At 68.6% G+C, this 11,824-nt stretch carries 10 protein-coding genes; 4 read left to right on the top strand and 6 right to left on the bottom strand.

The window, feature by feature from the left end:
- Positions 1–4: 4 nt before the first annotated feature.
- Entirely contained in the window at positions 5–1,021 is a 1,017-nt protein-coding gene (locus tag A5750_RS16750) for a MaoC family dehydratase (protein ID WP_067264322.1), read from the bottom strand.
- 168 nt (positions 1,022–1,189) lie between these two features.
- Between A5750_RS16750 and A5750_RS16745 the strand changes: the two genes are divergently transcribed.
- Positions 1,190–2,350, top strand: a complete 1,161-nt coding sequence (locus A5750_RS16745) for an acyl-CoA dehydrogenase family protein (protein ID WP_066947124.1) — start codon at positions 1,190–1,192, stop codon at positions 2,348–2,350.
- A gap of 113 nt (positions 2,351–2,463) precedes the next feature.
- Positions 2,464–2,910: a CD225/dispanin family protein gene (locus A5750_RS16740; protein ID WP_066947122.1), complete on the top strand. Its 447-nt coding sequence runs from the start codon at positions 2,464–2,466 to the stop codon at positions 2,908–2,910.
- A gap of 7 nt (positions 2,911–2,917) precedes the next feature.
- Here the strand turns inward: A5750_RS16740 and A5750_RS16735 are convergent, their stop codons facing one another.
- The 5 genes from A5750_RS16735 to A5750_RS16715 all read right to left on the bottom strand — a co-directional run bounded on the left by A5750_RS16735 (position 2,918) and on the right by A5750_RS16715 (position 10,121).
- Positions 2,918–3,877: an enoyl-CoA hydratase/isomerase family protein gene (locus A5750_RS16735; protein WP_066947115.1), complete on the bottom strand. Its 960-nt coding sequence runs from the start codon at positions 3,875–3,877 to the stop codon at positions 2,918–2,920.
- A gap of 3 nt (positions 3,878–3,880) precedes the next feature.
- On the bottom strand, positions 3,881–5,398 hold the full coding sequence (gene fadD4, locus A5750_RS16730) for a fatty-acid--CoA ligase FadD4 (protein ID WP_066947112.1): 1,518 nt from the start codon (positions 5,396–5,398) through the stop codon (positions 3,881–3,883).
- Between the two features lie 76 nt (positions 5,399–5,474).
- The gene (locus A5750_RS16725; RefSeq protein WP_066947108.1) at positions 5,475–7,304 is read right to left on the bottom strand and encodes a phosphoenolpyruvate carboxykinase (GTP); all 1,830 of its coding nucleotides are present in this window, start codon (positions 7,302–7,304) and stop codon (positions 5,475–5,477) included.
- Positions 7,305–7,452: 148 nt separating this feature from the next.
- The gene (locus A5750_RS16720; RefSeq protein WP_066947645.1) at positions 7,453–9,030 is read right to left on the bottom strand and encodes a hypothetical protein; all 1,578 of its coding nucleotides are present in this window, start codon (positions 9,028–9,030) and stop codon (positions 7,453–7,455) included.
- Complete coding sequence (locus A5750_RS16715) at positions 9,027–10,121, bottom strand: hypothetical protein (protein ID WP_066947106.1); 1,095 nt, start codon at positions 10,119–10,121, stop codon at positions 9,027–9,029. The genes A5750_RS16720 and A5750_RS16715 overlap by 4 nt, the downstream gene beginning before the upstream one ends.
- 170 nt (positions 10,122–10,291) lie before the next feature.
- On the opposite strand from A5750_RS16715, the gene trmB reads away from it, so the two are divergent.
- Positions 10,292–11,074 (top strand): tRNA (guanosine(46)-N7)-methyltransferase TrmB, encoded by a 783-nt coding sequence (trmB, locus tag A5750_RS16710; protein ID WP_156659193.1) that lies wholly within the window; start codon positions 10,292–10,294, stop codon positions 11,072–11,074.
- A gap of 9 nt (positions 11,075–11,083) precedes the next feature.
- Positions 11,084–11,788 carry an NYN domain-containing protein gene (locus tag A5750_RS16705; RefSeq protein WP_066947642.1) on the top strand — a complete coding sequence of 235 codons (705 nt, stop codon included), beginning with the start codon at positions 11,084–11,086 and terminating at the stop codon, positions 11,786–11,788.
- Positions 11,789–11,824 lie beyond the last annotated feature (36 nt).

Here is an 11,824-nt window from a genome sequence, read left to right as displayed (position 1 = left end):
GCGCCTAGAACTGCAGCGCGCTGAATCGCCAGTCCAGCACAGCGCGGTCGGGTTCACCCGCGACGTCGCTGATGGCGTAAACCAGTGACCGCAGCCCCAGGACGCCCCCGTGGTCGGTCGGCTCGGCGGACTCGACGTGCAACTCGCTGTAGAGGGTGTCGCCCTCGTGGACGGGCCCGGTGTGATCGCAGGACTGCCAGCCCAGCACCGTCGCGAGGTTGGGCAGTAGCCTGCTCGCCTGCGCGAGCGCCAGCCCGATGGTATGGCCGCCGTAGACCAGTCGGCGCCCACTAACCCGCGAATCATGGTGGGTGGCAGCGATGTTCAAAGTGAGCCGGGCCAGCTCGGGCGCGCTGCTCACCACGTCAGCCGTGCTGCACAGCACCGCGCCGGCCAGGCTTGAGTGAAAGTGCGGACCGGGCACCTTGGTTCGGAACACCTCGCCGTCCCAGTGTGCGACGGGGTCGGTGGCCGGGCCGGGCGCGCCGGCGCCGATTCCGGACAGGTCGTCGCCGGGCGCAGCAGGGGGATTCGAGTCCGGGCCGGCCGGCAGCATCGCGCACCGGTAGAAGTCGAGGACCAGTCGATCGGCCTGGTCGATCGTGATCATCCGAAGCGCCGCCAGCCCCGTCGGCGCCCGGCCAGGCTTCGGCGAATTGGCCCGTAGCCCAACCACTTCGGTGCGGGTGTAGATGGTGTCGCCGATGACGGGGAACCGGTGAAACGTAAGGCCGCGGTAGAACAGGTTGGCCTTGACGCGCTGGGTGGCCAGTGTCGACTGGCCGATCGCGACGTCACACACCAGCGCCGGGTGCGCCAGCGGTCCCGGCACGCCGGTCACGGCGGTGCACAGCACGGCATCGCACGCCAAGCGCAGCCGGTCACCCACGATCGCCTGGTGGGCCGCGGCCAGCCCCGAGGACAGCGTGACCGCGGGCGCCCAGTCGAAGACCTGGCCGACCGAGAGGTCGTCGAAGTACGGCCCGCCGGGGCGGATCCGGGCATACCCGTCACTAGTCACAACGCCACATGCTGGCAGGGTGTGGAATCGAGGGTCAACCTCGTGGCGATCGCGAGCGCGGCGAAGCCGGGCGAAGCGGGTCGCCACCGAACAACCTCGTGGCGATCGCGAGCGCGGCGAAGCCGTGCGAAGCGGGTCGTCACCATCAACGCTGGAGGGCGACAGCAGGTGAATGACGAAGAGGACATGCTGGTGGCCACGGTGCGGGCGTTCATCGACCGCGACGTCAAGCCGACCGTCCGCGAGGTCGAGCACGCCAACACCTATCCCGAGGCGTGGATCGAGCAGATGAAGCGGATCGGCATTTACGGCCTGGCTATTCCGGAGGAATACGGCGGATCGCCGGTGTCCATGCCCTGTTACGTAAGGGTCACCGAAGAGCTGGCCCGCGGCTGGATGAGCCTGGCCGGGGCGATGGGCGGGCACACCGTGGTGGCCAAGCTGCTGGTCCTGTTCGGGACCGAGGAACAAAAGCGGGCCTACCTGCCGGCGATGGCGTCCGGCGAGCTGCGGGCCACGATGGCGTTGACGGAACCGGGCGGCGGGTCGGACTTGCAGAACATGACGACGACCGCCCTGCCTTTCGACGGCGCGGACGGCGCCCCTGGCGGCCTGCGGATCAACGGCTCCAAGACCTGGATCAGCAATGCGCGGCGGTCCGGACTGATCGCGCTGCTGTGCAAGACCGATCCGAATGCCACGCCCCGCCACCGCGGCATCTCGATCGTGCTCGTCCAGCACGGGCCCGGCCTCACTGTGTCGCGGGACCTGCCCAAGCTGGGCTACAAGGGCGTCGAGTCGTGCGAGCTCTCCTTCGACAACTTCGTGGCACCCGAGTCGGCGGTGCTGGGCGGCCAGATGGGCGAAGGCTTTTCGCAGATGATGAAGGGACTCGAGACGGGCCGCATCCAGGTGGCCGCCCGGGCGCTGGGTGTCGGCACCGCGGCGCTCGAGGACGCGCTGGCCTATGCGCAGCAACGGGAGAGCTTCGGCCGGCCCATCTGGAAGCATCAGTCGGTGGGCAATTACCTGGCCGACATGGCGACGAAACTGACGGCCGCCCGTCAGCTCACCCGCTACGCCGCCGAGCGCTACGACAGCGGCGAGCGCTGCGACATGGAAGCCGGGATGGCCAAGCTGTTCGCCTCCGAAGTGGCAATGGAGATCGCCCTGAACGCCGTCCGGATTCACGGTGGCTACGGTTACTCGTGCGAATACGACGTGGAACGCTACTTCCGCGACGCGCCCCTGATGATCGTCGGCGAGGGCACCAACGAGATTCAGCGCAACGTGATCGCCGGGCAGTTGGTGGCGCGGGGCGGCATCTGAGCCCCGCGCCCGAATGTGCGGGCTTGACGTCGGGGCGTGCTGTATTCTTGCCTGACTTCTCAGCAAAGCTGCACGGAATTAAAAGTTACTGCAACGAAAGAAAGTCGGCTGCCATGAGTTATCCCCCAGGGCCCTACGGCGAAGGCTCCCCGGAATGGCAGGGCCAGCAGCCGGAATGGCAGGGACAGCCGCCGCCTTGGCAGGGCCAGCAGCCGGGTTGGCCGGCCCAGCAACCGGGTTGGCAGCCACCGCAGCCGGGCTGGCAGGGCCAGCCTGAGCCGGAGAACTACCTCGTCTGGGCCATCCTGTGCACCGTGCTGTGCTGCCTGCCGATCGGAATCGTGTCGATCGTGTACTCCACCAAGGTGTCCGGGCTATGGGCCCAGGGCCGGTACGCCGAGGCGCAGGAGGCGGCCAACAACGCCAAGAAGTGGGCCATCATCGGCGCCGTGGTCGGTGCGGTGTTCGCCGTGATCATGGTGATCCTGTACGTCGCCATCGGCGTGATCGCCGTCTCGAACCTGCCGTCGACCACGACCACCACGTATTCGGGCTTCTGACAACGCTTTAGGCGTCAATAGCGTCGACCAAACCCCAGGCCAGCGCGGTGCCGGCGTCGATGGTGCGGCCGGACAGCACGAGATAGGCGGTGCGCCACCGGCCGATCCGGCGGGTGACGCTGAGCGTCCCGCCGGCGCCGGGGATCAGCCCCAGCTGAAGTTCGGGTAGCCCGAACACCGAATCCTCGTGCGCGGTCACCCATCCACAGAACGCCGCCATCTCCAGCCCGCTGCCCAGCACGCGGCCGTGCACCTCCGCCCTGCAGGCGCGGCCGAGCCGGGCGGTCAGCGCATCGAGTGCCAGGGCAGGGCTGTGCCGGGTGCGGGCCAGGTGCGCGCTCGCCGGGTCGGCGAAGGTACCGAATTCGGCGAGGTCACCACCGCTGCAGAACGACGGTCCGTTGCCGCTCAACACGATCCCGGTCACCGACGGATCGAGTTGCGCGACGGTCAGCGCCTCCAGCAGCGCGGCCCGGGCGTCGGTGGAAAAGGCGTTGTGGCGTTGCGGGCGGTTGAACGCGATGCGCAGCGTGTCGCCGTCGCGGCGGGTCCGCACCGGCTCGGCGATGTCGGGCAGCTCGGCCGGACCGCGTGCGTGCAGCCAGCGCGCGAACTCGGGACCCGCCTGCAGGGTCGAATAGGCAAGCGACTCGGTAACCACCGCCGACAGCGCGGGCCCACCCGGGTCGACCCCGCGCAACACGTCGTCACAGACATTGCTGGCCTGCGGCCAGTGCTGGCAGCGCGCGGTCAGCTCGCCCAGCGCGGCAGGCACCGAGTCGACGGTGACTACCCGGCGATCGTCGCAGCGGTCTTCGGTCAGCGTGAAAGTCGCAGCCTGAAGCCATGATTCGCGGCGGGCGAGGTCGGCGACCGCGCCATGCGCCAGGATCACCCCCGGCGGGGCCGCGGTGCCGGGTTCGGGGCCGGCATCCGGGGGGCTCGACAGGTCCAGCACCCGGAGCATGGGTCACACCGAGTATTTCTCGATCAGCCCGTTCTTGTAGAGCTTGCCGGTGTCGGTGCGCGGCAGCTGCGCCTCGAACGCGATCGAGCGCGGACACTTGTAGTGCGCCAGGCGATCTCGCAACCATGCCAGCAGTTCGTCGGCGAATTCCTCCGTGGCGTCCGCCGGGTCGACGGTCTGCACGGCCGCCAACACCCGTTGCCCCATCTCGTCGTCGGGAACGCCGAACACCGCCGCGTCCAACACCTTCGGGTGGGTGACTAAAAGATTCTCGGTTTCCTGCGGGTAGATGTTCACCCCGCCCGAGATGATCATGTGGTGGCGCCGATCGGTGAGGTAGAGATAGCCCTCGTCGTCGACGTAACCGATGTCGCCGACCGTCGTCCACCCGCGCTTGTCCCGGGACGCAGCGGTTTTCGCGTCGTCGTTGAGATATTCGAAGCTGTAGCCGCCCGCGAAGTAGATCTCGCCCGGATGGCCCGGCGGCAGCTCGTTGCCGTTCTCGTCCAGAATGTGGATCTCGCACGCCATCGGCTTGCCGACCGAGCCCGGATGCGCCAGCCATTCCTCGGCGCTGATCAGCGTCGACCCGATCGCCTCGGAGGAGGCGTAGTACTCGTCGATGATCGGCCCCCACCAGTCCATCATCTGCTTCTTGATCTCCACCGGGCACGGCGCCGCCGCGTGCATCACCCGCTGCAGGCTGGACAGGTCGTACGAATTACGCACCGCCTCGGGCAGTTTCAGCATCCGGGTGAACATCGCCGGGACGAACTGCCCGTGCGTGACACGGTGCCGCTGAATGGCGTCGAGGCAGCCGTCGGGATCGAATTTCTCCAGCACCACGGTGGTGACCCCGCCCGCCTGCGCGCTCATCGACCACACCGACGGCGCGGTGTGATAGAGCGGCGCCGGGCTCAGATAGATCGAATCCGGGTTCATCCAGAAGCTGACCAGGGCCGACATCATGCCGGGCGCCTCGGACGGCGGCACGTGTGGCAGTTCGCGTTTGATGCCCTTGGGCCGGCCGGTGGTGCCCGACGAATACTGCAGCAGGTCGCCTTCGCGTTCGTCGTCGATCGGGGTGTCCGGCTCGCCCGCAACGCATTCGGGGTAACGCTGCCAGCCCTCGAGATCGTCATCCGCGATCAGCAGCAACCCGGGCAGGCCGGCCGGCAAATGCTCGGCCAGGTTCTCGCACGTCTTCCGCAGCGCCGCCGAGCCGATGATCGCCTTGGCGGCGCTGTTGTCGACGATGTAGGCGGCCTCGGCGGCGGTCAGGTGGGTATTGATCGGGACGTAGTAGAGACCGCTGCGCCGCGCCGCCCACATGACCGCGTGCATGTGTTCGTTGTTCTCCATCAGGATCGCGACGGCGTCGCCCTCGACGAGGCCGGCTCGCCGGAAAAAGTGCGCCAGCCGGTTGGCCCGCGCCTCCAGCTCGTCGAAGGTGATGACCGTCCCGGACGGGTGAAGAATGACGGCGGGCTTGCCGGCGCCGAGGTGCTCGCGAATCTGCATGGGCAGACTGTACCGCCGAAAAACTTGACGGGTGTCAAGTGGTCATGGCCGACGGTCCGATCGACCCGATCGGCGCCTAGTCGGCGTCGGCCAGGCGCTGCTTGAGCGCCTCGAACTCGTCCTTGACGCCGGTGGGCAGCTTGTCGCCGACAAACTCGAACCACTCTTCGATCAGCGGAAGCTCCTGGCGCCACTCGTCGGTGTTGACCGCGAGCGCCTTGGCGACGTCTTCGGGCTCGACGTCGAGGCCGTCCAGGTCCAGGTCCGCGGCGGTCGGCACGATGCCGATCGCGGTGTCCTGGCCGCCGGCCTGGTGTTCGATGCGGTCGACGATCCACTTCAGCACGCGGCTGTTCTCGCCGAAGCCCGGCCACAGGAACTCGCCCTGGTCGCCGCGGCGGAACCAGTTGACGAAGAACACCTTCGGCATCTTGGACTCGTCGGAGTTCTTGCCGAGGTCGAGCCAGTGCTGGAAGTAGTCACCGACGTGGTAGCCGAGGAACGGCAGCATGGCCATCGGGTCGCGGCGCACCGTGCCGACCTTGCCTTCGGCGGCGGCGGTCTGCTCGCTGCCCATGGTGGCGCCCATGAACACGCCGTGCTGCCAGTCGCGGGCCTGCGTCACCAGTGGCACCGTGGTCTTGCGACGAGCGCCGAACAGAATGCCCGAGATCGGCACGCCCTGCGGGTCGTCCCACTCCGGCGCGAGGATGGGGCATTGCGACATCGGCGTGCAGTAGCGCGAGTTCGGGTGGGCGGCTTTGGTTTCCGTCTCGCGGATGTACCAGTCGTTGCCCTTCCAGTCGATCAGGTGATCCGGCTCGCCCTCCAGGCCTTCCCACCACACCTCATCGTCGTCGGTGAGCGCGACGTTGGTGAAGACGGTGTTGCCCGCGGCGATGGTGCGCATGGCGTTGGGGTTGGACTTCCAGTTGGTGCCCGGCGCCACCCCGAAGAAACCGAACTCGGGGTTGACCGCGTACAGCCGGCCGTCCTTGCCGAACCGCATCCAGGCGATGTCGTCGCCCAGGGTCTCGGCGCGCCAGCCCGGGATGGTGGGCTGCAGCATCGCGAGGTTGGTCTTGCCGCACGCCGACGGGAAGGCCGCGGCGAAGTAGTACGCCTTGTTCTCCGGGGAGATCAGCTTGAGGATCAGCATGTGCTCGGCCAGCCAGCCCTCGTCGTGGGCCATCGCCGACGCGATGCGCAGCGAGTAGCACTTCTTACCCAGCAGCGCGTTGCCGCCGTAGCCGGAGCCGTAGCTCCAGATCTCGCGGGTCTCCGGGAAGTGGGTGATGTACTTGGTGTCATTGCAGGGCCACGGCACGTCCTGCTGGCCGGGCTCCAGCGGCGCACCCACCGAGTGCAGCGCCTTGACGAAGAACCCGTCGTCGCCGATCTTTTCCAGGGCCGCCTTGCCCATCCGGGTCATCGTGCGCATGGACACGACGACGTACTCGGAGTCGGTGATCTCCACGCCCAGCTTGGGGTCCTCCGCGCCGAGCGGGCCCATGCAGAACGGCACCACGTACATGGTGCGGCCGCGCATGCAGCCGCGGTACAGGTCGGTCATCAGGGCCCGCATCTCGGCCGGTTCCATCCAGTTGTTGGTGGGGCCGGCGTCGATCTCGCGCTCGGAGCAGATGAAGGTCCGCGACTCCACCCGTGCCACGTCGGACGGGTCGGACAACGCCAGGTAGGAATTCGGGTGCTTCTTCTCGTTCAGCTTCGTGAAGGTGCCCGCCTCGACCAGCTGACCGGCGAGCCGATCGAACTCTTCGGCGGACCCGTCGGTGAACACCACGCGCTCGGGCTGCGTCAGCTCGGCGACCTCCCGTACCCACGACAGCAGCCCCTGATGCTTCGTGGGTGCGGTGTCCAATCCGGGAATGGTCGCTGAGGTCATCGAAGTCTCCTGAATTCTTCTGCGTACTCGGGCTGCTTTTGGTGCCTATCGCATATGCGGTCGCCCACACAACGGTTGACATGGTGGCGTTAACTACAGGTTATCGTGAGCACCTTGTCGGGGAAGTCTCGGGCAGGTATAAGCCTTCTCACAACAACGATTCAGAAGATCCGTCAGAATCTCCATCGCCGCTCCTAGAAGCCGGTTTTTCGGTTGCCTCGATTTCTTCGCCCGATTTGCCCTCGGACGCTTCATCGGCGGCTGGAGATATACCCGCTTCACCCAGTTCCGCACGTATGACGTCCAGGGCCGCCAACACCGTCGGCAGCTCCCGCTCCCGGGCGGCGGCGGCCCGCGACGCGGCCATGGCATGCGCGCGCAGCTCGCGGTCGATGGCGCTGACCTGGTCGCTCACCTCGGCGTTCTCCACCTCGTCCTGGGCCAGGACCGCCTTGCTGAGTACCGACTCGGCCACCAGGACGCGGGTCGCCACCAGCTCCTCCGCCACCGATCGCAGCGAGGAGGTCACCTCGCCCGCCCAGCGGTCCAGCAGCGCCCGGTCGCGCAGCAGGCTACGGATATTGACCACCAGGAGGGTGACCGCCAGCCCGATCGCCACGCACGTCACCGCCGCGACGACGGACAGCGCGGGACTGAGCCGAGCGGCCGGCCCGCTCAGCAACCGGCTCAGGGTCAGCGCCACGCCCAGGCCGAACCCGGCGCCCAGCAGCATCATCAGCCAGGTCTCGTGCCGCCGCGATTTCAGCGGGGGCGGAGGGATATCGACCGTCGGCAGCTCCTCGACTGCCGGCAGGGTCGTCGCGACCCCCACCACGTGCGCGACATCAGCGAGGTGGCTGGCGGTGCCCTCGTTCACTTCGGCGACCACCTCGTCCAGCCGGCCACGCGTGTGCGCCTCGAAGCCGGGCATGTGGCGCCGGGACAATCCCGCGGCGTCTTCCTGCAGCTCGCTGCGCACCGACGAGCAACGATTGCGCGCGAAGTGGGACAGCTGCACCCGCGCCTGCTGAATCTGACCGCGCAACGTGATGGTGCGCTCGGTCTTCGCCTCGCGCCGCTGCCGCAGCGCCGTGCTGCGCTCGTCGCGCAACGCGTCGACCCGTGCCCGCCGCCCGGCGCCGTCGGCGTCGCGGTCGAACCGCTGCACGACGGTCTTGAGCCGGAACTCCCACGCCCGCAGCCGGTTTCGGCGCGCGAGCTCGGAGTCGGCCAATCGCGTCGACAGTGTCTGCACCAAATCGTCGACGTCCTGCTCGCCGAGGTCGGGCAAGGCGGCCGCTCCCACCCAGGGCACGCCGCGGTAACGCGGCGCGTGCGCGGCCAACGTTTCGCGGTTGGCGGCCAGCACGTCGCGCCAGGCGCGATGCACGTCGACCTTGGACACCACTCCGACCACCACATCGGTGTGCGCGGCGGCGGCGTCCAGCAGCGCACAGTCGGACTGCGTGAGGTGGGCCGCGGCCGAGACGACGAACACCACAGCCGTCGGCGCCTCGCCCGGGCCCAGGTCCACCGACTCGACGAACTTGTGCTCCGGCAGCCGCTCGCGCAGCGCCGCGGCCACCGCGGTCACCCCGGCCATCCACGGCCCGGTCACCAGCACCACGTCACGGCGGTGGATGGCGGGCGCATTCAGCTCCGGACCGATGCTCGCCACCAGCGCGTCGACTCGAGCGACCGGATCGTCGTGCTTGTCGGCGCTCATCGCCACTCCGCCTGCGGCTCCCCGGGCAGCGACCCGCACGCCTGCGACCACAGCCGCATCGATCCCCTGGCGATGTCGGCCCCGCAAGCGCGGTGCAGCTCGCTCGCCGACGCCCGGCTGTAGCGCTGCCACCGCACCGCGCGGGGCAGGTGCGCGGACGGGTCGCGGTCCCAGTCAGCCGGTTCCCCGTGGTCCGGGCCCAGCCCGGCCGACTCCGCCAGGTCGACGGCGGCCGCCATCCGGGCCACCACCGTGTCGTCGTGCGACAGGAATCCGCTGATCGTCTCCGCGGATTCGTCCAAGCCGACCGCCAGCGCCTCCAATTCCGCGACGGCGTCCAGCACCCGCTGGTAGCGCACTTCGGCGCCGGCGATCGCAATCTGGGACAGCACGGCGTCGACACCGCTCGTCCGGCGCAGCAGGGCCCGCACCTGCGCGGCCGTCCTGCCCTGCCGGACCGCGGCAACGCCGAGCGCGATGCCGAACAGGTCCAGGGTGTTGAGCAGGCGCAGCCGCACGTCGGCCGGCACCGGATTGTCCGCCGACATGAACCCGGCGAACGAGCCGTCGAGGGAGGTGGCCACCCCGGGGTGCGCGGCCAGCGTCCGCAGCGCCGCCCACAGCGGGGCGTCCAGGTCGTCGACCGCGGCGACGGCGAGCAGGCCGGCCATCGGCACCGTGGGCACGCCCGCGAGTTCGGCAAGCTCCGCGCACCGCGTTCGCGCTGCCGCGATCGGCCCTTCCCCGCGGGCGAGGGACCCGGCCAGGTCGGCTTTGTTCAGCACCGCCAACACCGGGCGCCCGGCGGCGCCGATCGCGTCGATGTCTTCCGGTTTGACGACCTCGGTGGTCACGTACACGACGACGTCGACTTCGCGACCGCCGGCGGTCGTCACCGAGATCCCCGCGGCGGCTCCGGCGCGGTCCAGCGCCCGCGCCACCGTGACGCACCCGACGCCACGGCGTCCCCGGACCAGCACGCGCAGGGGCGCGGCCGTTCGCTCGGCAATGGCCGTCACGCGAGGGTCGGCGTGGCCGGCGGCGAATCGCGCCAGCTCGTCGACGAAATCTTGGTGTCCTTGTCCGCTCATCGTCCCCTCATGTCCTGCGTTCGGTTCGATGGATCCGACCCGGGGGCCGGTCGGGTCCCACCGAATGGTGGCACTTGCGTCACTTTGATGCGAGCCACCGTTTGACTGTTACCAGCCGAAGGCAACTGTTGGGTATCAATCTGGACCAGGGGCGGCTACATCACTCGGTTATGGGCCACCATGGACAAATGCATGCGCAACCCCGGGCGGGAGCTTTCCCCGACGCGCCTGAGGAGGAGTCGGACGACCGTCGCGGCCAGCGCTACCTTCCGGCATCGAGCTTTCGCTCCCGACGATCCGCCCTTTCCGACGCCCAGCGGCAAACCTGGGAGCGGCTGTGGCCGGAGCTGGGCCTATCCCTGGACGCCCCGGGCGAGGGCGGCGGGGATCCGCGGCTGGACACCCGCGCATGGTTTGGCCGCCAGGCGCCGCTGGTGCTCGAAATCGGTTGCGGCAGCGGCATATCCACGCTGGCGATGGCCAAGGATGAGCCGGATGTCGATGTGATCGCGGTGGAAATTTACAAACGCGGGCTCGCGCAACTGCTGTGCGCGATCGACCGCGACGGGGTCGGCAACATCCGCTTGATCCGCGGCAACGGGGTCGAGGTGCTGCAGCGGCTGATCCCGTCCGGCTCGCTGACCGGGGTGCGCGTGTTCTTTCCCGATCCCTGGCCCAAGGCCCGTCACCACAAGCGCCGGTTTCTGCAACCGGGCACGGTTGGCCTCATCGCCGACCGGTTACTCCCTGGTGGTGTCCTGCACGCCGCGACGGACCATCCCGGGTACGCCGAACATATCGGCGCGGTCGGCGACGCCGAGCCGCGGCTGCGTCGCGCCGATGCCGGTAGCCGGCTGCCGATCTCGGTGGCGCGGCCCACCACGAAATACGAGACGAAGGCCCACGAGGCGGGCAGCGCCGTGACCGAATTCATCTGGCTACGACATGAGTAGGCGATGACCATGAGCCTGGCGGAAGAACAGACCGCGGCAGCTGAACCTTTGCCGGCGTTGCCCGATGATGCGCTCGGAAGCTTCTCACCGCCGGGCGGACGCGTTTTGCTGGTCTGGGACGCGCCCAACCTCGACATGGGACTCGGGTCGATCCTGGGGCGACGCCCCACCGCCCTGGAGCGTCCGCGGTTCGACGCCCTCGGGCGTTGGTTGCTGGGCCGCACGGCAGAGATCAGTGCCGGCCGCCCGGGCGTCGTGGTCGAACCCGAGGCCACCGTCTTCACCAACATCGCGCCCGCCAGCGCCGAGGTCGTGCGGCCCTGGGTGGACGCCCTGCGCAACGTGGGATTCGCGGTGTTCGCCAAACCGAAGATCGACGAGGACAGCGACGTCGACCGCGACATGCTCGCCCACATCGAACTGCGACGCAGCGAAGGGCTGGCGGCGCTGGTGGTGGCTTCCGCCGACGGCCAGGCCTTTCGTCAACCGCTGGAGGAGATAGCACGCTCCGGGGTCACGGTTCAAGTCATCGGATTTCGCGAACATGCGAGTTGGGCGCTAGCGTCGGATACCTTGGACTTTGTCGACCTGGAAGACATCAGCGGTGTGTTCCGGGAGCCCTTGCCGCGAATCGGCCTAGATTCGCTGCCTGACCAGGGAGCATGGCTGCAGCCGTTCCGGCCGCTGTCCGCTCTGTTGACCGCGCGTGTGTGACACTGGAAAACCGATGCGCGGGTCGTTAACGATCCA

This window comes from Mycobacterium sp. 852002-51613_SCH5001154, assembly GCF_001667425.1.
GTDB lineage: Bacteria > Actinomycetota > Actinomycetes > Mycobacteriales > Mycobacteriaceae > Mycobacterium.
Note: the sequence above shows the minus strand (reverse complement) of the source record. Positions and strands in the feature narration are given on the sequence as shown.